The sequence below is a fragment of the Pseudomonadota bacterium genome (assembly GCA_018823135.1).
Taxonomy (GTDB): domain Bacteria; phylum Desulfobacterota; class Desulfobulbia; order Desulfobulbales; family CALZHT01; genus JAHJJF01.
Genome location: JAHJJF010000074.1, coordinates 1 through 24,055, shown reverse-complemented (window position 1 = coordinate 24,055; position 24,055 = coordinate 1). Strand labels below are relative to the sequence as shown.

Genomic DNA, 24,055 nt, shown 5'->3' with positions numbered 1-24,055 from the left:
TTTAAGCAAACGCAAAATAAATTATATTCATATCACACTGTGTGATCGTTTTAACAAAAAGATCGTGGTAAATCTATTTAATTTAAATCATATTTCCAAATTGAAAAAAGAAGACAGGACAATTTACTGTTGTCAACAGAATCCTGTTTGAAATCATTGTGGGTCCATCTTCTTTTTCTCCGGCGGATTATTGGGCATCTTTCTAACCGGCCAGCGGACTGACTTAAATATCTTCTGTCCCTTCTGGATCTCAAATTCAGGTAGAATAATATTGCCAAGAGACCCACCGGCCCCACCGAATACATCAAGCTCGATTCTGTGTTTTCCAGGGAGTAACGGTATCCGAACCAGGGCCAGTCCGCCAGGTAAGGTTTCCCAGCCGCGGGTATCCGCCTCTTCGGTAAGAAAAAACAGGAGCCTCACTGCGGCGCCTGCAAGTTCCCCATTCTCCCTACCCACCGCCTGGGCAATAACCTCTTTGACCCCCACCCGTGCCGCTTCTTTGACTATCATGATTTCCGCCCGGGCGGACAAAGAGGAACGCAACAGAGCGCCCATATCGGTTGACACGGTCATACCTGTCGCCTCAAGATCCCGGTTCTTCACCCGCATGCCATAATCAGTCGGGGAAGAAGTATATTTTGGCCAGGAAAAACGTATGGAGGGCGGCACTATTATATTGCTCGCCACCTTCACCGGTGCCCTGCCGATTTCCACAAAAACGATGAGTTCAGTGGAATCCGCCTTCTGCACCTTTTCCATGTCTGCGGCGGACAGATAGGGAGTGTATACCCCAAAATCGTCTTTATACCCCAATCGCCAGGCCAGTCCGTAGAGATGCCGGGCAAGGTTTTTTTTCTGGGGCATATCATCAAAGAGCTTTTTGAATTCGATGTAAGCATCATCGTAATCCAATAGAAACTCGTAACACGAACCGATCAAAGCGCGCGCGGCGTATTCCTTTCTGAGCACGTCGGGAAAGACCGCGAATAACTTCAGGGCCTGCTTGGCCTCAACCAGTGCTGCCTCATACTGGTCAAGGAGCAGGAAATTCATCATCAGATAGGAGTGTACCCAGAGGCGTTCACTGTATTCGCCCTTGTATTCCGTAAACCATTCAGAGGTCACAATGGAACCGGTCTGCCGGCTTATGCTGATCACCTCCTGTTCGGTGATCAGCTTTGAGGCGGCCAGAAATTCCTGCACACTTTCTTCATATGCAGCCAGATTGAAGAGGATAGTCCCTCTTTCCATATGATAAAGCAGGCGATCACGGGTCGGGTAGTCATCCATGCCGGCAAGCGCTTGGTTTGCCCCTGCGACGTTTCCGGCATGGAATTCATCCCGGGCATCCCTGAGCTTTTGTGAGGCGCAACCGCCCACACCCAGGCTCAGGAATAAAGCCACGGCTAGAAACAGCAGGCAAAAACGCTGGTCAGATCCTGCCCTGTTGAGGGTGCTCCGTTTAGATAGAAACATCTGAGTATCCGGCTGAAAGGCTCTTGATTACCATCCGATAAAAGGTTTTGAAGCCTCACGGATAACCTCGGTGCTGTCAGCCCATTCGATAATCCCGGTCTCAATATCGGTAAGCTCAAGATTCAGGCTGTAATATTGCAACACCTTCTTTTTCAACCTGGCCTGTTTGGGTTCTTTCTTTTCCATGGATCGCAGGGTGCCGGTAAGCATAAATTTGGCGCCGATCTGTTTTGCAAGTTTGATCCGGGTTTCCGCAGCCACCTGACCGCCGTGCTGGTAATCCGCTTCCTTGGCTATGTTTCCCCGTTGGGTCTCGTTGATAAAACGCACCTTGCCGGAGGCAATCAGGGCCTGCCGGATATCATCACTGATGCCGCTGGTGCTGATATGTTCGTCGGTCCTGTTGGCAATACCGTAGACTATTACAACCGGACGGTCCGTGGCTGCGGAGAGCGGCGGCTTGGCAAGCAGGGAACTTACCATATCGTTGACAATGCTCTTCTTGTCGGAAAAATGATAGCCTTCATCATAAATCACCTTTTCATCGGCATCCACGGTCCTGGTGGAAACCGTGCATCCCAGCCCGGCCAAATAGAACCCGCACAATAACACTACACAGACGACTTGCAAAAAACGTTTCATAGTCTCCACCTCCAAAATATTTTTCCTATGCATTATTTCGTTTTTGATTACGTTGGATTATCAACGTTTATTACTTGTAATACCACTTTAACAAACCCCTGCACAAATTACCTTTGATAAAATCTATGGATAACGAATGCAAAATGAGACTTCGAAAAGACGGATTTCATCGAGTTGTTGCGTCATAATTTGTTAATTTTGTGCGATGGACCTGTTGCGACAGCTTTTTTTACGCCCCTTGAGTATCACCCAGAAATTCTCAAATCTTTTTTGAAGACTAAAATGTCCCTCGCAACATCACCTCTAGCCCTCAAGGGGCCAAATTGCCGGGCCTCAACTCCTGAGATTCCCTGGCGCTCACAGGCAGGGTGAGGGTGACGATGGTGCCCTCTCCGTGGGAACTTAAAATATCAATGCCGCAGTTCATCTGGGTCATCATCTTTTTGGAAATAGCCAACCCCAGGCCGGTGCCGTGAATCTTAGTTGTATAGAAGGGTTTAAAAACATTCTGCAGAAGTTCCGGGGTCATCCCGCAGCCATTGTCTTTAACATATAATTGCACCACTGTATCATCAGCGAAAGTCTCGATGACCAGAGTTGCGCCTTCCTTGCCTTCCATGGCATCGGTTGCATTGGCAATCAAGTTCATCATAACATGCTGCAATGCCCGTGGATCAACACTTACCACCCGGGCGTTTTCCGGAAAATTGACAATGATCCCGATATCCTTACTCTTCAGATCAACACCGATGAGCTGGAATAAATCTTCAAAAAACTGTGCCAGATCCACAGTCTTCATCTCCGGTTTTTCAAACATATTGAAATTTTTCAGCGACTTCAAAAGGATTTCAATTTTTGCGACCTCACCGAAAATCCTCTTGAAATAGACTTCAAATTCTTCCGGGGAATACTTGTGGATATTGTTCTGAACTACGGTGAGCGCCGTTTTGATTGAATTCAAAGGATTGCCGATTTCATGGCGTATACCGGAAAACAGGTAGCCGATATTATTCATGATTTCCGAAGCTTCGTCAATAGCCTCCAAACGATGCTGGTCGGTGATATCCCGGATGAAAACAAAAACATATTTCCAATTCTGGGCCAGACGATAGACACTGTAGCCGAGTATTCTATGACCGCTGTGTTTCTTGGTTCTGGTGCTGCGCGTCACTCCTGGCTGTTTCAGCTCCTCAATCTCGTTTCGCAGCAACTTGTAATAATCTTCATAGCTCGATGCCGCATCCACATGCTGGAAAATCTTCACCGCATGAATATTCCTGAAAAATACTTCTTCCTTTTCAAGATCAAGGATGATAATGCCGGTATCTATGTTTTTCATGATTTCAGTAAAAACACAGGTAACCGTATCACCACCGGTCATATGTACACAATCCTTTAACATGCCTGCCCCCAACTCACTGCCGGCAATGACCGGCAAATATATTACTCAGCTCAAGAACCAGTTCCTGCTCCGGCCGATCGTGAAAAATACCAAAACCGGGCCCGCGGCTTTTGTCAACGCCGCGCAGGAAAATATAAAACACCCCGCCAAAATGTTTCAGATACTCATAATCAGCCAGCCTGCTTCCAAGATACCTGTGCAAGGCCACGGTATAAATATGATATTGCAGATCATATGACCGGTCCCGGATTATTTTCCGGAGACGATCCTGGGAATAATCCTCCACCCTGTTGCCGAGATGGTTGGATTTCCAGTCAACGATGTAGAATCTGCCGTTTCGCTGAAACACCAGATCCACAAATCCTTTCATAAACCCCTCAAGGGTCTTTGCCCCAAAACCATGAGACACCTGGTTGTCCTCAACTCCGGAACTCCTCTTTCCGCCCCGGTTGATAATTGCTTTGATCGCACCTGCGCTTACCGACACCTGCGGGAAATAAAACTCCATTTCGTTCAGCCTTGCTGGTCCGGATACCTGTGAGAGTCGACATTCGGGATCATCGGCAAGCAAGGGGGTCATTATCACATTATCCACCATTGCGACAATCGCCTCTTCCCAGGATACCGCGTACCCATGGAGTTGAAGCTTGTCGCGCACCAGTTTTCTGAGGACCTGCCGGTCTTCGCAGGTGAAATCATAATGCTCCAGCAAATCATGCATGAAGGTTCCAGGTCCTGCCCCTTGCGGGAAAGAGAATATGGCGGCCGACTCCGGAGCAACAGCGCCGGGCGTAGTCTCAGAATCCCTGGACGCCTTGTGGATACTGTCATAGTCCAGAATGTCAGCTCCGCCGTGCTCCTGGACCAGGGAAGAAAAACTTGCAATGCGAAAATTTCTGGAAATAACCCCGTCAAAGGCCTTGAACTCAAGGCGCGTCTCATGGGGTTGGATCAATGATAGCTGTCCCGGTTTTCCAGAAGGCAACCTGGTGCTGACCACGGTGTTTCCTGAAGCCTGCTCAAGGGCCGCGATATCGGCGATCAACTCCTCATCGGCAAGAGACTTGAACCGATTGGCAGTATCTTCCATCATCCGGGAAGGTGTTGCAGCCTTCACCTGATGGAACAGATAGGCCGGGGCTGAATATTCTCCGCCGCTCAGCGCTCCCCAGACCATATAACAACGGCAGCTGGCTCTGGTCAACGCCACATACAGCAGACGAATGTCTTCGGAAATTTCTTCCAGCAACGCAAGCTCTTTATGCTGTTCAATATTTTCCGAGCCGATATCCATTATCAGGGCATTGCTGTTCTGCGGATCATGGAATACCACCGGTTTGTCCGTTCCCGGTTTGCCGCTTCTTACACCACCCCAGGAAAAAGGACAGAACACCACCGGATATTCAAGGCCTTTTGCCTTGTGGATCGTGACAATTCGTACACAGTCCCGGTCGCTTTCCAACCTGAGCTGATACTCTTCTTCATCGGCCTGCGGCGAATTGATTTTTTCATTGAGAAACTTGAGAAGCCCGGCCATGCCGAGATGCCGCTCGGTTTCCTGTTTATGGAGGATTTCAGCAAGATGCAGCATATTGGTCAATCGCCGCTCGCCATCCTTACAGGCAATGAGCCGGCTTCGTACCGATTCTTTTGCCATGAACGCCCGGAACATGCCGATAAAACCATTACGCAGCCACTGATCATGGTACCCGCGGAAAGAGGCTATTCTATCCAGCCAGCGGTTTTCATCGATTTCATCAAGGTCCGCCCCTTTAAGACCAAGGGCATCGGTCACCAGGGCGCTTTTCAGTTTCCGTTCATTGCCGGGATCTGCCACCGCCAGCAGCAGACGCTGCATTTCCCCTGCTTCCGGAGACAAGAAAACACTGGCATTGGAATGCAACACACTGACTACTCCGCATCCGGCCAGGGCCTGCTGGGTCAGGCACGCTTCAGAATTGGTCCTGACCAGCACGGCAATATCACTTGCCTTAAGGGGTGTGTTGCCGATCATCGCGCGCTGCTCATGTCCAAGGGTAAGCAGCCGGATTATTTCATGGACAACGGCATTCAAAATCCTTTTCCGGGCGCGTTCTTTGGCAATCAGCTTTGTACTTTTATTCTCCGGATCCTGCTCCCGGCGGACAATCCACAGCTGAAACGGGCTTTCATCCCGGCCGTCGATCAACAACTTTGCCTGCCTGACTTCCACCGGCGGGCGCACCGCCGAGGCGATAATAGCACTGAAGGCAAAAGGCGTTTGCGGCCTGGTGAATATGGTGTTCACCGCCGTGATCAACTCCGGAACCGACCGCCAGTTGGTTACAAGAGTCGCGCGGCTGCCGGCTTTTTGGGATGCCTCCATATAGGTGAAAATATCTGCACCGCGAAAACTGTAGATAGCCTGCTTGGGATCGCCAATCAGGTAGAGAAGGCCTTCTGCTCCATAAATATTGCGGAAAATTTCGTATTGCACCGGATCAGTGTCCTGAAATTCATCAATCATCGCGGCAGGGAATTTTTTCCGGATGTTGTCGGCTATTGATTTCCCTGACGGCCCGGCCAAGGCCCTGGAGAGTTCACTCAGTAAATCATCAAAAGAGTAAAGACTCTCCTGACGTTTTCTCACCAGCAATTCGCGTCTTATAAACTCAATTACTTTCCTTCTCAGATGCTTCACGCGTTTATCATAAAGATCAAGGAGCCGGCTTCTGGCCTGACCCAGATTCTCACATACATCGAAAAACGGATGAACTGGTGGAACATGCCCTTTTTTGACGGAGGCCTCAATATGGCCGGTAGTGAATTTTTCAAATTTATCGAAAAAATCCACAGTGGGGGTTGGCATCGTCAACATTCCGTCCATTGCCGCAAGCCAAGGTTCAATGTTTGATTTTTTATATTTGCTTAAGCTCAACCCCGGATCATTCATTAAAATGCTGTAGATATGATCCCGTGCCTGGTGCCACGATTCCACTGCCGCCGAAAATAACTGGGAAAATTCCTGCTCTGCCAGAGTAATTTCATGCGGGTCTACCTCGGCAAATGCCGGGATAATTTCCAGATCAGGGCGCGAATGACTCTGGCCGATGTATTTGAGCACTGTCGCCGTATTAAAAAACTTCCGGCCGTATTCGACAAAGAGGATGCCGGCCTGATAAAAATGCTCTCTGAAAAAATCACCGGCAATCTCTTCCAGGAGTCCGCGGGTGTCCGAGAGCAACTCACTGTCAAAAAAGGTGCAGGCCTCAAGGGCATTATCCATGAGCATTCTCTGGCAGAATCCATGGATGGTGAAAATCGAGGCCTCGTCATAATCCCGAAGCGCCTCGGCAAGCACCTCAAGACCGGCGTCCATATCTTCCTGGCGGCCGGATAAATCCCTCAGAAACGCCTCATCAGTCTCCCCCCCTTGAAACACCCGTTGGGCGTCACGGATTTTTTCACGGATTCTTGCCTTGAGATCTTCGGTGGCCGCCTCGGTATAAGTCACCACCAGAATTTCAGAAATCCGCAGCCGTTTTTCAAGCAACAGACGGAGAACCAGGGCCGCAATAGTATAGGTTTTGCCGGTTCCGGCACTTGCATCGATGAGTCGTATGCCATCCAGGGGCGTGGCCCAGATATCAAAATGCTTCATGGCAGGAAATTCTCCATTGAGGCAAGAAGGGGCTCGAAAATCTGTTCTGCAAGATCCATGAACTGCCGGTCAAGTGGATTTTTATCCTTAAAACATAAGCCGTAATACTGATCCGTTCCTTCGCCGGGATAATAAGTGCCGAGCCATTTGCCCTGGGCTGCTTCCAGTGCTGCGGATATTTCTTTTCCTTCAGAAATTCGCTTAGCATATTCCTGGGAGGTCTGGGGGAAGAAATGCACCGGCCGGCGCAGTCCATCCAGATAAAGATTAAGAAGCTCCTGTAAAATTCGTTCAGGATCGGCCAGGGGACTGAAGGCAAGCATCCCGTCAGTACCAACAATAAGGGTTTGACAAGCAACCCCCTGGGGTTGCAGAAAATTCAGCAGCAGATGATCAATCCAGGCCTTGATCATGTCTTTTGCCGATATCCTGGCGCTGCGGAACCGGACAAGCCCGGAAGCGGTGATTCCGGAAAGCACCCCGGTGATAGTAAAACCGCCCAATTCAAGATTAATAGTAAGAGGCGACATTGATTCAGATAAATGTTTTCCCAGATTCTGATAGAGGGAATTCACCTGGCGCTGCATTTCATGATAAGCAACCTGGCCGACTGCGCCGGGCGGCAGGACGCCTGAAGCCCTGGCGCTTTCAAAAAAACCCTGCCCTTTGTCCTGTATATACCTTTCCAGGAGTTCCTCTGAAATTATATAGCGATCAAGTCCGGCCAGGTCAAAGGGCTCAATATCATCGGTCATGTCCTCCCTGCCGGGCAGATAGATCCCCAGCCGGTTCTGGCAGAAGAATCGTGCCGGATGAACAAAAAAACCCTTCAACTGCTCAATTGCCAGCTCTCTGCTTTCTGAAGACTCTTTGAGGGATTCTTCAACCAGGGAAACAGCAGCAAATTTATCACCCACCGCGGCCAGGGCTGCCTGATAATTCTCCGGGGAAAAACTCCGCAAACGGCCATTTTGTCGATAATATTCCGGGTCAAAGGCCTGGAGCCGATGTTCGGTGATCATCTCTGGGCAAGAATCCTTGCCGCCAGCCGCTTCATCTTCAAAATAGTCGATCAATTCAGTAACCAGCACCGAGGGTGGCCGCCTGCGCCCGTTTTGAGCGGACTGGCCGACATAACTGATATAGAGCTGCTTTCTGGCCGACAATATGGACTCAAGAAAAAGATATTTATCGTCAAAACGCACCGACCTGTCCCCCGGCAGAGGACTTTGGGCCATCAGGTCAAAACTCATTTTTCTGGAAATCCTTGGAAAATCTCCATCATTCATGCCAAGCAGACAGATGATTTTGGCAGGAACCGCCCGCATGGGAAGCAATGCGCAGAAAGTCACGGCGCCGGATAAAAACCCGGAACCGCTGCGGTCTTCCCCCAGGACCCGCTTGAGATACCCATCAACGACCTGTCGGTCGACCTCCTCTGAAAAATCCGCCTCTGCACCGGTAAACCGCATATGTTCAAACGCCCCCCGGACCAGAAGAATTTCACTTTCTTCTCCTTCCCCTGGCTCAAAACATTCTTCAAGGAGCGCCGCGAGAACCCGCGACCACTGGGCAAGGTTATGCGATTTTTTCACATATGCATCAAGTTCAACAAGCTTCTGGAACAAGTCCATGAACCGTCCAAGCACCGATGACGCGGTCCCTTCCATATATTCATAGGGCAAAATCCCTGCAAATAACTGTTTATCGCCGCCGGAAAACGCATAGCCCAGGAGTAAACGGTCCAGACCCGCTTCCCAGGTATTTTCCTTGAAACCCGGCAAACCGCGCGAGCGCCGGGACTCTTCATCAAGGCCCCATCTGATCTTCACCTCCGCAACCCAGGTCTCGATTGATTCGATATCATCATTGTTCAACTTGAATTTGCGGCGGACCGCGGCGCAGTCCAGTAAAGGTAAGACCTGCGAGACCCCGAACCGACCGCCGGCAAGAGCCAGCATCGCAAAAAATGTTTCGGTTATTCCGCCGTTTTTCAAAAAACTCCGGTCAGCAATTGTATAGGGTATGCGAAGAGGATCGTCCTTTGCCGTATCAAAAACCGCCTGCACCAGAAGCCCGTATTTCTCAAGATCAGGGGCCATGACGATGATGTCCCTGGGCAACAGGTCCGGATATTTTTGGAACAGATGCAGAAGATGGTCCTGGAGTATTTCTACTTCACGCATGGGGCTGTGACAGGAATTGATTATAATGGAGTCATCATCCTGAAAATCAGCTCCGGGGGGCATCCGACAAAGATTCAATATATCGCTCTGCAATTGAAAAAGTCTGCGATTATTCCCGGGATCGGTAAAACAATCCTCTTCAAGGCAATCATACTCATGGATCAGGGTAAATAAATCTCTGCCCAGGCGTCCCATGGAAGAAAGCAGCGGGTTGCCTTTTTCCAGAAACAATTGATCATCGGTTTTACCGTGCAATTTCCGCAAACGCCCTCTTTCCTTCTCTGAAAGAACATCCGCCCAATACTCCCTGCAGGGATTCAATAAAAAGAAATGCACCTGCGTATACGCGGAAAGCGCCTCAAAAACCTTGAGATGGTAAGGCGGCATGGATGAAATCCCGAAGACCACAACCCGCCGGGGAAGGGCGTTGGCGGGAAGCTGCTTGCTCCTCAGGATATTAAGACAGGAGTGGAGCTGGCTGGCCCGGTGATCTTTGGCGGTCCGGGCGGCGATCTCGCGCCACAATTGAGCCTGCCAGCTGTCGCCAGCGCCTGCTTCCCATTGCAGAATAAAATCCGGCCGGTAGATCATATACTGGTCGTATTGATCAGCAAGCTGCACGGCCAATTGAAACCGTTTAATCCCGCCCCCTTCCGAAATATAATTGTTCAGCGGCTGAAAAATTGGTTTGTTGCCAAGATTTTCCAGCAACCCCATAATCACCCAGATCATTATTTCACGACTTTCCTTAACCGATGATGCGGGCTGATCGGGGAGGATTTTCCGGTACATTTCCGAAATAAAGGTATTTGGGAACGGGCAGCAGGCATTGGCCCAGGCGCCGAGATGTTGGGCCAGGGACATGGCAATCCAGCGCGCCATCCCCCTGCTCTGGACGACAATGGTTTCCGGTTCCATCGGCGGCAAAGGCGAGGCCCGGAGCAGATCCGCAAGTTTTTCCGACAGGGTTTCCAGACGGTTGCCCGAGTGCAGAATCAACGCCATGGAGGATATTTTTGAGAGAGGATTAATAACAAATTCGACCACTTTAGGTTTTCAACAATTATTTTAAATATCTTTACAGGAGCTTTTATTAAGGGAAATTATGGTTACTTACCATCATTAATAACCGTACAGACAATTTTCCGGTTATCCCGCGGCCCGTCAAAATCGCAAAGAAAAATATTCTGCCAGCGGGAAAGCCCAAGGACGCCGTCAATCACCGGAATAGTTTCCGAGGGTCCGATGAGCCCGGCTTTAATGTGGGCGTCACCGTTTCCGTCCTGTTGGTCATGGAGCCACACTCCCTGCGGCACCAGTCTCCGCAGACATTGAATCACATCGGTCTGCACGCTGTCATCCCAGTTTTCCTGAATCATGATCGCAGCGGTTGCGCCCTGAGCATAGAGCGTTACAATACCGTTCTCCACCCCGCTTTCTGCGACGACGTTTTGCACCTGCTCCGTTATATCCACAAGCTCTTCGCGGCGGCACGTTGATGTATGAATTATTTCCCGCATGCCAGCAACCTTTTCGGTTATTTTCGAAACATTTATCCGTCCACCAATTACTACGTCATTACCACGATTTCCGACATTAATCCAGCCCCAGAACCGGCGCCGGCATTAATATAATTCCTACCCGAAACAATTCACGCTACGAGATGGCTGGAGATCTAAGGGAAAGGATGTTCCCTGTACTTTGACCCGCGAAAAAACTGAATGACAGATAAGCGCAGACTTCGAAAGCGATTCAGTCCGTTCGTGACGCATATTCGTGAACAATTTCGGAGAAACAAAATACAATTTCACGAAACCTCACATTGCACTTTCGATCAAGGCCATCTCAACAACAAATAGCAACGATAATTTAATATGTTATGACACTTACCGGTAATGTTCATGAATCTTTTCGGGCTAAAGTTATTGCGACGATCAGTAAGTAGAAGTAATATCTGATGTTGCGTTCTTCCGAATTTGAGTTCGCAGGAATATTGACTGTTGCAGGCATTTCTTACAAGTAGAGTTTCATTATTCTCGAAGTTTTTTTAAAAAAAATCTTTTAAAACTTTTTAAAAAGGCCATTTACCCATTTCTTGCCAATGATTATTACTGGAAACACATTCTCCGGCCAGGACCTTTTCAAAAGGGGCATCCCTTTTGACCTTCCGCCGGTAAAGGGAAAACCGAGAAAGAAAATTCTTGATTCTTCAATCAATTCTCTGCCTATACCTGATTCCGACAAACAACAGCTCAAAAAATTCGGATACCGTACTGTAAGGGAAGCCTTCCGCGCCGCTCTGGCAGGTAGACTTTCCTCCAGAAGAAAAGGGGTTGAAGCTCTTGAAAAAACAGTACTTCAGGCCAGCTGTTCCCTTCTGGGCCATCCGCCCTTTGACCGTTCTTCTTTAAACAGTTGGATCAGTTCGGAAAAAAACAAAACCATCGCTCATTTCCTTCGCATTCTTTACGGCAGGCCGTTCACCCTTTCCAGCTATGTTTCATCAGCATCAATCAGAGAGATTCTTTTCCCGGCGGTCATGCACGAAGCGGTTTGCAAATCCGGGGTGAATTCCATCGGCGAGATTTTGGACCTCGAACTCAACAATCTTGCTGAAAAAGGCAAGATCGACCTTACCAGCATCCAGCGTCTGCTGGTATATGTCTTTGACTATTTATTCATCATAAATGAGCCTGAGGCGGAACAGGAGAAGATCTCCCTGGATGTTTATCCGCCGCCATCAGCCCTTCCGAGGATTGACATACGCACTAAAAAACTGCTCTCACCCTGGTTTTCTGAAGAAAAACTCACAGCCGGGGCGGAATTGATAAACGACCACCGCTTGACCCACCTGATGTTTTACAGGAACGGCGGTGCCGGCCTGTTCACCCATGACATTACCGGTAGAGCGATTGTCCTTTTCGAAGAAGCCGAGCACATCCAGCAGGGGTTCAGAATCAGTCATTCGTTATGCGATTTCTGCGGCGCCAATATTCATAATATCGGTCTTTGCCACCACGTAGCCGCCCTGTCCATCGCCATGCTTAATTCCCTGGGCGAAGCGGACAGGAGCCTTAAACCTTTCCCCCTCAGGTATCCATCCAGTCCCTGGTACCGGGCAGGACAGATCCTCTACGACCTTTTCGGTCTGGCTCATGATATTGAAATCACTATTCAGCCGTCAAAAACGCATTGGAACATGAAGATCACCCATAAAAGCGGTGACACCCCGGCTTCATGGCAACTGGACAATGAATCGCTCATTGAGGCGCTGTCGATTTTTCAAGGAAAAATTACTTTTCTGAATATCCCGAAAGCCTTTACTGAGCATACTCAAATCAGCACGCTCTATTCCTTTATAACTTCCCTGGTCCGCTCGAAGACCGAAGCGGAACTCAACGACCAGAATCAGAAGACAATCGGCCAACAAAAAGATGAAAGCTTCTGGCAGTGGCTTACAAGGCAGTTTTACATGAAGATTTCCCCAAAAAATCTTCAACTGGTACGCTCTCCTGACACTGGTCTGTTCTCTCTGCTGTCCATTGATAAAACCTCGGGGAATACAACATTTGAAATGATTATTCCACGAGTCAAAACTCCTGAGCTGATCGACAGCATGGCCGAGCTCGGCATAGCAACTAAACTCCCGCCCGCCAAGGCGTTTTCCAAAGTCAGGCTTAATGATGAAAACTCGCTGCTCACCATAACTCCCTGTCTCCAGCTTGATTCCGGTGAAGTCCTGGTACGGAAAGATCTCGAAGATGTCCGGTACGGGAGATACTATCTCATGGATGAAAACGAATTCCTTCCGGTCAGGGAACAGAAAAAAGAGCATAATCCCGGCCAGAGCAATATTGATGATACCCAGATCCCTTTATGCGACATACCGGCCTATATCACGAACCACCAGGAAGCGCTCCTTAATGGATATAACGACGTTGCCACAGAAATCCATGAGATGAAACTCCAGAAATCACCTGATCATCTCGAGTTCAATTCATACTCCATGGATGACGGCTGGTGCTATCTTTCCGGCAATTATGGTCTTGGAAACAAAAAAATATCCCTGTATGATTTATTGCTCGCCAGGTCTCAGGGCCATGAATTCATCCCAAGCAATAAGGAATGGCTGCAACTCAACGATAGTTCTCTGGAATGGTTTCATAACCTGGGAAGTGATCGGCTTTTCAACGACCTGGATTCAAACACCCAAGGCGTCCGCCTCTCAAGGCAGGAACTGCTTAAACTTTCGGCCTTCATCCCTGATTTACAAATTAACACCAGGGACTCCCAAAGCAAGGCCGACCTCCTGAAACTATTGAATGTTTCCACTTGGCAGGACCACCAGAACATTCCCGGCCTGTCCCCTCATCTGCGAAGCTACCAGAAAAACGGCATCGCCTGGTTGTATCAGCTTTACCAGCATAGATTGGGCGGCATTCTCGCCGATGACATGGGGCTTGGCAAAACCCACCAGGCACTGGGTTTCTTTCAGGCAGTCATTGAAGCTTCCGGAGAAAAAAAACGCTTCCTGGTCATCTGTCCGGCATCAGTTGTTTCCCACTGGGTCGAGAAAATTCAAAAATATTATCCCCAACTGGACTGGCATGTGCATCATGGAAGTAACCGCGACCTTGAAAAAGCCAATGGCCACAGCATTCTGATTACCACCTACGGCATCACTCGAAGAGATGTGAAGGAGTTGGCGGACATCCCCTTCGAAGCCGTGATTTTTGACGAAATTCAACAGGCAAAAAACCGTAAATCCGACATCTACAGCGCTGCGGTGCAGCTTTCCGGCAAAGTCATAATCGGCCTTACCGGCACGCCCCTTGAAAACTCCGTTCATGATTTAAAAGCCCTGTTTAATATCTGCCTTCCGGGTTTCCTCGGCAGTGACGCATCTTTTAAGCATCAATTCGCCGCCCCCATAGAAGAGCATCAAGACAAGGCCAAACGTGAAACCCTTAGAAATCTGATCCGCCCCTTTCTTCTCAGAAGAACCAAGGACCAGGTTCTCACCGAACTGCCCGAAGTAATCGAAGATATCCGCACCTGCCGCTTAAGTGATGATCAGGTCCGCTTATATCGCGAAGCTATTGCCGGGCGAGGCTTCACGCACCTGGATACGATGTCCGGCAACAACGGAAGCAACAATCACTCGTACATGAAACTCCTTGCGATTATCAATTACCTCAAGCAGATCTGTGACCATCCCTGCCTGGTTGGTGGCTGCACCGATCATAAAAAATATTCCAGCGGCAAATGGGATGTTTTCGTAGAACTTCTTGATGAATGTCTCGCTAACTCAATGAAGGTTGTGGTGTTCAGTCATTACACCAAAATGCTCGATATAATTGAACAGCATCTCACCGATACCGGGATCCCCTTCTGCGGTCTCAGAGGAAGTATGACGCTCCACGAAAGAAAAAAAATGATCAACAAATTCAACACCGATCCATCAAGCCTGGTTTTCTCCGCAAGCCTTCTGGCCGGGGGTGTGGGTGTTGACCTCACTGCCGCCCAGGCGGTCATTCACTATGACCGCTGGTGGAATGCCGCAAGAGAGGACCAGGCAACTTCCCGGGTGCACAGGATGGGCCAGAAACATGTGGTCCAGGTTTTCAAACTCGTTACCGCCGGAACCCTTGAAGAAAAAATTAACGTATTAATTGAGAAAAAAAGGAATATGGCCAAGGAACTCATCCGTGAAGATGATGCAGGCATTATAAAAAGACTGAACCGCGAAGAGCTTATTGAACTGCTTTCCTGGGACGAATAAGATCCTGGATACCGATCGTCAGGCAGTCATCCATGCATTAACGCCATAACCAACCTTCAGAATTTCTTCTACCCATCTCCTCTCACATGGAAAAATCAGCTGAATTATTTTCTTCTCCCCGACAGCCATTCAAACACTAGAACTCCACATGATCGCAAGGCAGCTCCAGACAAAAAATTAAAAAAATAATAATTTTTTACTTGATTATTCTTTTTTTATTCTTCTATGCTAATTTATAGTTCAAGATGAAAGACGTTCCAAAAATCGACTAACTACCTGAAACAACTTGGGAAATTCAAGCGATTAATGGCTAATTATCAACTCGAGTGTTTTTTAGAATAACAATTTCACAAAGTCCATTTCAGTTCTGCTTATCTCAAAGGAGGATGATATGAAAACTCTCTATGTGGGCAATTTCCCTTATAACGTATCTGAGCATGAAATTCGTCAGGCATTCGAAAATCACGGAAAAGTTCATTCCGTAAAATTAATCAAGGAAAGAGAAACCGGCAGGCCAAGAGGCTTCGGTTTCATCGAAATGGATGACACCAGCGCCGTAAGCGCCAAGGAAGCTCTCAACAATACGCGTTTCGGCGGTCGCAACCTCCGTGTAGACGTTGCCAAGGAGCGCTCCGCCGGCATTGCCAGATAAACATATAATGCTTCCCTTCCCCCAGGGCAAGGCAGCGGTCATACGCTTCTCGCGTTTGACCTTTGGGGCCCCTCCCCCAAATACATCCCCTTGCTGCCCTGCCCTTTCTTTTTTTCACAGCCGAATTTTTTCATGATTTAGAGGAATCCCGTCGGCCCATACCCATTGAAAACATCTTATTGCAGTTTGCAATCTGGAAACGATCTGATATCTTCCTGAGAAGATTATCTTCCAAGTAATAAATACAATGTTTATATGCTTAGACCCTAAGGAGTTTCTTCAATGCTGCTGCGAACCTGCATCTCCCCTGCCGGCAAATTCATCTACGGAATTCATCAGCCAAGCTACAAGTCAACGAACCTCAGAGAGCAGGACCATTTAACTGCCCTTGGCACCAGTTCCAACGGCATTCCAATAATAAATAATCGAAATTTCCCAGATACCGATATCAGCGTTGACGCGGCAGACCAGATCATTGAAATCCCCAATCCTTTTCCTTTCAGGGGCGCCACTTATATTGGCAAGAAATGGGCGGACCGAGCCGCCTTGAACCCTGCGTCGATGAAACTGCCGGCACAGCCGGAAGTTTCTTTTTCCGAATCCTTGCAGAAACTTGATTGTTCTCTGGGAAACCTGATCAAAACCCTGAGCAGCCTGCCCGAACCGCTGCTGCTGGCTCTGGCAGCGACCTCTACAGATCCAAGGGATCTTATCTGTCTTGCGGAACTATCATGCGAATTTTCCTGTGACCCGGAAACCGACACGCCAAACGGACTCATCTATCAGAAAAACAAATCCGGCACATTTTACCCGGTATACAAAAATCATAACCTGTTTGAAGTGGTTGCCAATAACCCTCATCTCCCGGACAATTACAAAAAAATCATGGTGCTCAGGCCGGGAGTACAGGGTGAAAGCCCCATTGTCGGCGACTGGCAGAGCGAGGATAATTCCAGCAATGTCTTCGAATATCTCCGCGCCAACAGTTATATCCCCTGGGGCCATTATGCATCAAACATGGCAGACAATTCGATCCGTTATCATACCGGAAATCTGACGTTGCAAGACATGCAGGGTCTCAGGCATCTCTATTATCAGCGAACCTTTTTGCGTATTGGCCAGGAACTCGGCATAGCCGTTGATAGACATCGATCACCATTGTCCATCGATGAACTTGAAAGTTTAAGAAAACAACTCATTGCAAGACTGTCACAACCGGAAAACCTGTCCTTACACTTTTCCGCAACCCTCTGGGGATGGAATTACGGCTTTGATTATGCCCCGAGTAATTACCGGCTTCATGCCTCCCATCAGCAGATACATCAGCAATATGCCATGCTCCCGGATTCAGTGGAGACCCCTGATGGAGACATCATGTTTTCTTTCGGATGCGGCGATCTGGTTACCGATTTTATTACAGCGTATAAAACTGAAACTGGCAAAAATTTCTTTGAAAATTATATTCTGGCAACTAAAAATAACCAAAGGATGGATGGCAAGTCCGGCAGTGATGCAAGTCTCATCGTTCATGAAGATGACAATGTCATGCTTTTTGTACCTAAAGCGCAGACTTCCCAGTGGGAACTGCAACTCATGACCTTAAAACAGATCGGTAATATTATTGAAGCGGACAGCCGGACCCGCGCCTCCCTGGACCATGCGATACTCCTCGCCCAGAGAATCTATGCCGGCATGGGCGGGAAAATGGTGACCACTATTGAATTTCCCAAACGAATCAATGCCACGGATCCGGACCAGCGCCTGCTTTATTCTTTTCTGCCGAAACTCCCTCAATCCATGGGCGCCATGAGCGAAGCGCAATTGCGATTTATTAACGGACATTACCCGGAAGATTTTGCCGCGGCCTGTCGAAGGCATCTTCCGAAATTATGACCTAACCCGGCTGAGCCTCGGTTCCTTTCCAAATGATAATTATGTTGAAATATTCTTGAATGCTCCCACCCGAAAAACATTAAAAACCTCTCACTCGATACCGAAGTTGCCGCTTCTTTGCAAAAAGGTTGACCTTTACCGTAAAGATACTTACTGTATTTGATTGATTTGACGTTGAGGTACGGCCATGAATCCCGAAATATTGTAGCACCTCGTACCGCTTCAAGCGGACTAAGGAATCTTCGAATATTAAGGAAATTCACCTGATCAAATTCGCTTGTTTACGCCCTCACGGTCCTAACCCGCAGTGGCAGACGAGCAATATTCGGTTATAATCTCCGCCTTTGAGTTGTAAAAAATTCACCTGACGGGGATAAATGCTCGTTGATCTTGTTCAGCAGTTCCGGCCATTTTTTATTATCCCTCAATAACACTAAACGATTTTCTGTGAGTTAACTCTTCGATCATCGATCCAGGAAATCATCTACGTAAATTTTTTAAGGAGAATTTGATGAAAATTGCAAACGATATGTATGTTGCTATCGATTATTGCCTTACCCTTGAATCCGGTGAGGAAATCGATCGCTCCGAGGAAGGAGAACCCTTAAGCTTTATTACCGGATCCGGAATGATCATTCCAGGGCTTGAAGATCAATTACTGGGTATGTCCATTGGCGAGTCTGCAAACATAATAGTGGGCCCTGCAGACGGTTATGGCGAATTTCGCGAAGATCTCTGCCAGACGGTACCCCGCAGTCATTTCCCCCCTGATGTGGAACTCATACCGGGACAGTTTCAGGCCGAGGGACCCAACGGCCCGGTATCATTTGAAATTAAATCTGTCACCGATGAAGAAGTTGTTGCCGATTTCAATCACCCGATGGCCGGCAAACAGTTGCACTTTGCCATCAAAATTCTCGAAGTGCGTGAGCCTTCGGAGGAAGAAAAAGCCGCTATTGCCGAGGCCGGAGGTTGCGGTTGCGGATGCGGATCGTCAGATGAAGATGACCAGGGTTGCGACTGCGGCTCATCAGATGAAAGTGATCAAGGTTGCGGTTGCGGCTCGGGATGTTCCTGTTGAAAACTCAATGCCGGGCTAAATGGTCCGGCATTTTTTTGCCCCGGCAAAGTTTTTCGATATAATTTCCTTGCCGACATAAGCCAGTTATCTGATAGTATAGGTAACACTTGTCGGAGATTATAACTCTCTATTTACCATTAATAGTTGTGTGCCAGAAACCATTTAAACACCCTATAGCCAACAACAATGAAAGAATTTCTCAACCAACCGGAACTTGAAAAATACACTAGAACATACAATCCCGGAGACTATCTTTTTCGGGAGAATGATGATTCCCAGGACCTCTATATCCTTGTTTCCGGTCATCTGGATGTGTTTAAGGGCGATAACAGCATTTCCGATTTATCCGAGCCCGGCACCATGCTCGGTGAAATGTCCTTCCTGCTGCGCTCCAAAAGAACCGCAACAATAGTTGCCCGGGACACGGTAACCGTAATCAGGATTCCCAGCGAAGAAGTCACCAACTTCCTGGAAGAGTTTCCGGCAATCGCCCAGAAAATCACCAGCATGCTCGCCCGGCGACTCAATGAAACCACCAATGTCATGCATGGGCTCAAGGAATTCTGCGACCAGCTGCCTGATGCGGTAATCATGACCGACAAAAACCAAAAAATTCTTGCGTGGAATACTGCCGCAGAAAGACTCTACGGTCGCTCATGGACACAGATGCGCAGCCGATCCATTGATGAAATATATGACAATCAGGGCGTCTATAAACAATTCATGGCAGAGCTTGCCGCGACAAAATCCGTCAAGGAAAAAATCCTTAAAATCAATCATCCCATTGAACATTGGAAGTTTGTATCCATCAGCACCACGGTTCTTTTGGACGGCAATCACGACACAAGGGGATATCTGTTTATCGGCCGAGATGTGACCAAAACCCATACCATGTCCCAGAAACAAAAAAAAGTTGTCAATTTCTTATTGCCCATTGCCCTCCTGATTATAATTCCACTTGTTTTTCAATTGTGGAAAAATTATCTGCACCAGCCCGAAATCATTTCTACCCAGGCAGAGCAGATCGGATTCCAATCCCGCATCACCAGAGACTATCTCGGCTTAAGTCTGCTTTTATCCAACCCTTTGATTGAGGGGGACAGGTCCCGGTCCACGGCTTTGATGGAAGAATATTTTGCATTGCATGATCCCGGGAGATTCGCCATTACCGGCATCCTTCTCCTGGATAAAGACAACAGAATTGTGAACATATACAGCAAGGAAATCGGCTCAAGTCCTTTTGCCCTTCGGGACACGGAGTATGCAGGAGTGAAATTCAAATCCACCACAGATCAGGAGGAACGCTGTGCAACTGTTTTTCTGATTTCCCGCAACCAGGTTGGTGGCAATGAGGGGGTTGATCTCGCCTTTGATCTTGAAAAAGAAAACGAAGACATTGGGCGGCTTATTTTCCAACTCGATATGAAAATCCTTCAGGAAGAATACCATATCAACGTAAATGATCTGGCTGCCATTCGCTATTGATTGTGCTGCAGCAGATAACTTGCAAATTAGACCTGGAGCTGCTCCGACAGTTTCCCAAGGATCCATCATGACACAGAAAGGCTATTACGGAAACTGGGGTGGCGCGTTTATTCCCGAGATTCTCTACGAAACATTCAAGGAACTTAATATCGCCTTTGAGAAAGCCAAGAGCGACCCGTTGTTCTGGCAGGAATACCTGGACCTCATGTCAACTTATTCCTGCAGACCCACGCCGCTCACCCATGCTGAAAACCTCTCGGCACATTTTGGCGGCGCCCAGATATTTATCAAACGGGAAGATCTCAATCACACCGGGGCCCATAAAGCAAATAACGTCATGGGCCAGGGGCTTTTGGTCAAACGCATGGGCAAAAAGCGGGTAATCGCTGAAACCGGTGCCGGGCAGCATGGGGTTGCCTGCGCCACCATGGCTGCCAAATTCGGCTTTGAATGCACGATTTACATGGGCGAAGAAGATGTCATAAGGCAACGACCCAATGTTTTCTGGATGGAAAAACTCGGCGCCACCGTGGTGCCGGTGACCTCCGGCTCCAGAACCTTGAAAGACGCGATCAATGAAGCATTCCGAGACTGGGTGAGTTCCATGGATACCACCCATTATGTCATGGGCACGGTGTGCGGCCCCCATCCTTTTCCGGAAATGGTTGCCTGGTTTCAATCAATAATCGGCATTGAGGCCCGCGAGCAGATCCTTGATAGATTCGGCAAGCTTCCTTCCCAGGTTTTTGCCTGTGTGGGCGGTGGCTCCAATGCCATGGGAATTTTCCAGGGTTTTCTTGATGAAGATGAGGTGGAACTGGTGGGTGTTGAGGCCGGAGGCCACGGCCTTGAATCCGGCGAACATGCGGCAAGACTTGCCGGCAAAGACGGCTCAGCCGGAGTTGCTCAAGGGTACAAAACCATGTTTCTCCAAAACAGCGACGGCCAGATGAATGACACCCATTCAGTGGCGGCCGGGCTCGATTACGTCGGGGTTTCACCCATTTTAAGCGACCTATGGGAAAAAGGAAAAGTCCGGTTTGAGGCGGCAACCGACACAGAAGTAATCGAAGCGCTTCAATTGACCATCAAAAAAGAAGGAATAATCCCGGCACTGGAATCCGCCCATGCCTTTGTGCAGGCATTCAAGGAAGCGGGCCGCCTTTTCTCCGACGAGGCGATAATCATCAACATGTCCGGCCGCGGCGACAAGGATATCTTCACCATCGCCCATGCCCTGAATGACCCTTCCTGGAAACAGTTTATCATCGATAAAGGTGCGGAATATGCAGCTGAAAAATAATATACAAAATAAACTTGCCGACAAGGACATTCTGCTGATGACCCATATTGTCCTGGGCTATCCGTCCTTTGAGATCAACAGAATGGTCATCGCCCAGATGGTTGAAAACGGCGTGGATCTCATCGAGATGCAGATCCCATTCTCAGAACCCGTTGCCGACGGCTCGATGATATTGAAGGCCAACCAGGACTCCATAGATTCCGGTGTAACAATACGCCAGTGCATCGATTTTGCAGCCGAGATGACTGCAAAACACCAGATCCCGTTTCTGTTCATGACCTACTACAACATCCTTTTTCAATACGGTGTTGAAGATTTCTTCAAGAAATCAAAAGCCATCGGCATCACCGGGTTCATCGTCCCGGATCTGCCCCCGGAAGAAGGCGGTGAATATCTTGCGTTCGCAAGGAAGTACAATATCGCGCCGATCCAGATCTTTGCGCCCACCAGCACCGACCAACGGATGAAAGAACTGGCTACTCATGCCGACGGTTTTATCTATTGCGTTGCCCGCCGCGGGGTTACAGGAAAAAAGACTTCACTGGATGACAACTTTGACAGCTACCTTGCCCGCTGCAGAAAGGCAACCGACCTTCCCCTGGCCGTTGGCTTCGGGATCAGCTCAAAAGCTGATGTGGCAATGCTTACCGGCAAGGCGGATATCGCAGTTATCGGCACCGCAACAATTAAACTCGTTGACGGACAGGGACCTGAGGCAGTTGGACCGTTTATTGCCGGCCTGCGATAGATTCGACCTATCAATAAATAATTTCCTTCTTCAGGAAAAATTTCTTAGCATATATCATAACTACACTTGATCCGACATTTGCCGGAATACAGGCTGCGCGAGCTCGGCGAGATCCCAAGAACCTGATTCACTCCCCCCTCACTCGCATAACCTATTGATTTAATTAGTCAATTTTGTCGGCTGAAAGATTTTTTCCAGATGTATCACTTTTCATGGAGGAATTGTATATGGATACCTATTATGATCCGCTTGATCTTCCGAAATTTTCGGAAATCGGCAAGGATGCCCCTGAACTTGCCCGGAAATTTTTTGATTATTACGGAGCGGTTTTTGCCGAAGGTGAGCTTACCGAACGTGAAAAGGCCCTTATCGCTTTAGCTGTGGCCCATGCCATTCAATGCCCCTACTGCATTGACGCCTACACCTCAGCATGTCTTGAAAAAGGATCGAACACTGCGGAAATGACCGAAGCGATCCATGTGGTCACCGCCATCCGCGGCGGCGCTTCCCTGGTTCACGGCCTGCAGATGAGAAAGGTCGCGGATAAAATGTCCCTGTAAAGAATTATGCCCCTTGAACCTGCCTGTATAGAGAATACTGCAACTGAGCTTACATTCGGTGAGATCCTGGACCAGCAAGGTCTTAACCTGAAACGGGGAAAGACCGCAACTCTCCAGATCAACACCGGGTTTCTTTGTAATCAAGCCTGCCGCCACTGTCATCTTGAAGCCGGTCCCCTGCGCACCGAAGTCATGGATCGACAAACCATGGAAGCGGTAATCTCCCATGCCCAAAAGGTTAAGTACGAAATTATCGATATAACCGGCGGCGCTCCGGAAATGGTGCCGGATATCGATTTCCTCATGGAATCCCTGCGCCCTCTTTGTGGAAAACTGCTTTTCCGGTCAAATCTCACCGCCCTGTTTGAATGCGACAGGAACGATCTTCTTGAGCTCATGAAAAAGCTCAAGGTTTCCATTATTTCATCCTTTCCCTCAACCAATGAAGGCCAGACCGCCTCACAAAGAGGAAAAGGTGTTTTCGCTAACTGCCTGATCATGCTTAAAAAATTAAACCGCAATGGCTATGGAAAGGAAGGTTCAGGCCTGGAGCTTAATCTGGTGGCAAACCCCTCCGGGGCCTTTCTACCGGTTTCGCAATGCAGCGCCGAGAAACAGTTCAAACGCGATCTTGCCCGAAAATGGGACATCACATTTAACAACCTCTATACCTTCGCCAACATGCCACTGGGCAGGTTTAAAAGCTGGCTGCTTTCTTCCGGGAATTATGACCAGTACATGAAAAAACTACGGGACAATTTTAATCCGGAAACCATTGACGGACTTATGTGCCGCAGCCTGATTTCAGTTGGATGGGATGGAACCATCTACGACTGCGACTTCAACCAGGCAGCGGCCCTGTTCCTGGGAGGCTCCAAACAACACGTTGCCGATTTTACCGCGCCACCTCCGGAAGGAACTCCCATTGCCATTGGCGATCATTGCTTTGCCTGCACCGCCGGCGCCGGCTTCACGTGAGGCGGCTCCATCGAAGCCTAGGTCGGGCTTCCCAAAAAACTCCTACTCTTTCCGTTTATAATACAAAGGGAAAAGCCCCATTAAATCCCGGGGCTTTAGGATGAATAGCAGCTATACGTAACAAATGTTGTTTTTCCTTTTTAATATTAATGAGTTACGTTTTCTTTATTTTGACTCTTTTTTTATGTTTGTCAAGCGTTATCAGAATTATTGTTGGTACTGAT

The 24,055-nt window shown here is 48.5% G+C and carries 15 protein-coding genes; 9 read left to right on the top strand and 6 right to left on the bottom strand.

The features are described from left to right. Nucleotides 1-153: 153 nt before the first annotated feature. The 6 genes from KKE17_07910 to KKE17_07885 form a co-directional block, all read right to left on the bottom strand. Nucleotides 154-1,479, bottom strand: coding sequence for a hypothetical protein (locus tag KKE17_07910; GenBank protein ID MBU1709911.1), 1,326 nt, complete (start codon nt 1,477-1,479; stop codon nt 154-156). A gap of 27 nt (nt 1,480-1,506) precedes the next feature. Then, on the bottom strand, nt 1,507-2,121 hold the full coding sequence (locus tag KKE17_07905) for a penicillin-binding protein activator LpoB (GenBank protein ID MBU1709910.1): 615 nt from the start codon (nt 2,119-2,121) through the stop codon (nt 1,507-1,509). A gap of 310 nt (nt 2,122-2,431) precedes the next feature. Then, complete coding sequence (locus KKE17_07900) at nt 2,432-3,523, bottom strand: hypothetical protein (GenBank protein MBU1709909.1); 1,092 nt, start codon at nt 3,521-3,523, stop codon at nt 2,432-2,434. A gap of 13 nt (nt 3,524-3,536) precedes the next feature. Beyond that, nucleotides 3,537-7,163 (bottom strand): exodeoxyribonuclease V subunit beta, encoded by a 3,627-nt coding sequence (gene recB / locus KKE17_07895; GenBank protein MBU1709908.1) that lies wholly within the window; start codon nt 7,161-7,163, stop codon nt 3,537-3,539. Beyond that, nucleotides 7,160-10,396: an exodeoxyribonuclease V subunit gamma gene (gene recC / locus KKE17_07890; GenBank protein ID MBU1709907.1), complete on the bottom strand. Its 3,237-nt coding sequence runs from the start codon at nt 10,394-10,396 to the stop codon at nt 7,160-7,162. Before recC ends, recB begins: the two co-directional genes overlap by 4 nt. 62 nt (nt 10,397-10,458) lie before the next feature. Further along, nucleotides 10,459-10,869, bottom strand: coding sequence for a secondary thiamine-phosphate synthase enzyme YjbQ (locus tag KKE17_07885; protein ID MBU1709906.1), 411 nt, complete (start codon nt 10,867-10,869; stop codon nt 10,459-10,461). 581 nt (nt 10,870-11,450) lie between these two features. On the opposite strand from KKE17_07885, the gene KKE17_07880 reads away from it, so the two are divergent. The 9 genes from KKE17_07880 (at nt 11,451) to arsS (ending at nt 23,831) form a co-directional block, all read left to right on the top strand. After that, entirely contained in the window at nt 11,451-15,131 is a 3,681-nt protein-coding gene (locus KKE17_07880; protein ID MBU1709905.1) for a DEAD/DEAH box helicase, read from the top strand. A 391-nt stretch (nt 15,132-15,522) separates the two neighbouring features. Next, nucleotides 15,523-15,783: an RNA-binding protein gene (locus KKE17_07875; GenBank protein MBU1709904.1), complete on the top strand. Its 261-nt coding sequence runs from the start codon at nt 15,523-15,525 to the stop codon at nt 15,781-15,783. Between the two features lie 282 nt (nt 15,784-16,065). Next, nucleotides 16,066-17,676 carry a hypothetical protein gene (locus KKE17_07870; protein MBU1709903.1) on the top strand — a complete coding sequence of 537 codons (1,611 nt, stop codon included), beginning with the start codon at nt 16,066-16,068 and terminating at the stop codon, nt 17,674-17,676. Nucleotides 17,677-18,187: 511 nt separating this feature from the next. Further along, entirely contained in the window at nt 18,188-18,757 is a 570-nt protein-coding gene (locus tag KKE17_07865; GenBank protein MBU1709902.1) for a peptidylprolyl isomerase, read from the top strand. 186 nt (nt 18,758-18,943) lie between these two features. Then, the gene (locus KKE17_07860) at nt 18,944-20,242 is read left to right on the top strand and encodes a cyclic nucleotide-binding domain-containing protein (protein ID MBU1709901.1); all 1,299 of its coding nucleotides are present in this window, start codon (nt 18,944-18,946) and stop codon (nt 20,240-20,242) included. Nucleotides 20,243-20,309: 67 nt separating this feature from the next. After that, complete coding sequence (trpB, locus tag KKE17_07855) at nt 20,310-21,545, top strand: tryptophan synthase subunit beta (protein MBU1709900.1); 1,236 nt, start codon at nt 20,310-20,312, stop codon at nt 21,543-21,545. Beyond that, nucleotides 21,529-22,293 (top strand): tryptophan synthase subunit alpha, encoded by a 765-nt coding sequence (gene trpA / locus KKE17_07850; protein MBU1709899.1) that lies wholly within the window; start codon nt 21,529-21,531, stop codon nt 22,291-22,293. The genes trpB and trpA overlap by 17 nt, the downstream gene beginning before the upstream one ends. A 227-nt stretch (nt 22,294-22,520) precedes the next feature. Beyond that, nucleotides 22,521-22,853, top strand: coding sequence for an arsenosugar biosynthesis-associated peroxidase-like protein (locus KKE17_07845; protein MBU1709898.1), 333 nt, complete (start codon nt 22,521-22,523; stop codon nt 22,851-22,853). 6 nt (nt 22,854-22,859) lie between these two features. Further along, nucleotides 22,860-23,831 (top strand): arsenosugar biosynthesis radical SAM protein ArsS, encoded by a 972-nt coding sequence (gene arsS / locus KKE17_07840; protein ID MBU1709897.1) that lies wholly within the window; start codon nt 22,860-22,862, stop codon nt 23,829-23,831. Nucleotides 23,832-24,055 lie beyond the last annotated feature (224 nt).

Coding starts and splice junctions, on each gene's coding strand:
- KKE17_07910 (MBU1709911.1), bottom strand. CDS start 1,479: ATGTTTCTATCTAAACGGAGCACCCTCAACAGGGCAGGATCTGACCAG.
- KKE17_07905 (MBU1709910.1), bottom strand. CDS start 2,121: ATGAAACGTTTTTTGCAAGTCGTCTGTGTAGTGTTATTGTGCGGGTTC.
- KKE17_07900 (MBU1709909.1), bottom strand. CDS start 3,523: ATGTTAAAGGATTGTGTACATATGACCGGTGGTGATACGGTTACCTGT.
- recB (MBU1709908.1), bottom strand. CDS start 7,163: ATGAAGCATTTTGATATCTGGGCCACGCCCCTGGATGGCATACGACTC.
- KKE17_07885 (MBU1709906.1), bottom strand. CDS start 10,869: ATGCGGGAAATAATTCATACATCAACGTGCCGCCGCGAAGAGCTTGTG.
- KKE17_07880 (MBU1709905.1), top strand. CDS start 11,451: ATGATTATTACTGGAAACACATTCTCCGGCCAGGACCTTTTCAAAAGG.
- KKE17_07875 (MBU1709904.1), top strand. CDS start 15,523: ATGAAAACTCTCTATGTGGGCAATTTCCCTTATAACGTATCTGAGCAT.
- KKE17_07870 (MBU1709903.1), top strand. CDS start 16,066: ATGCTGCTGCGAACCTGCATCTCCCCTGCCGGCAAATTCATCTACGGA.
- KKE17_07865 (MBU1709902.1), top strand. CDS start 18,188: ATGAAAATTGCAAACGATATGTATGTTGCTATCGATTATTGCCTTACC.
- KKE17_07860 (MBU1709901.1), top strand. CDS start 18,944: ATGAAAGAATTTCTCAACCAACCGGAACTTGAAAAATACACTAGAACA.
- trpB (MBU1709900.1), top strand. CDS start 20,310: ATGACACAGAAAGGCTATTACGGAAACTGGGGTGGCGCGTTTATTCCC.
- trpA (MBU1709899.1), top strand. CDS start 21,529: ATGCAGCTGAAAAATAATATACAAAATAAACTTGCCGACAAGGACATT.
- KKE17_07845 (MBU1709898.1), top strand. CDS start 22,521: ATGGATACCTATTATGATCCGCTTGATCTTCCGAAATTTTCGGAAATC.
- arsS (MBU1709897.1), top strand. CDS start 22,860: ATGCCCCTTGAACCTGCCTGTATAGAGAATACTGCAACTGAGCTTACA.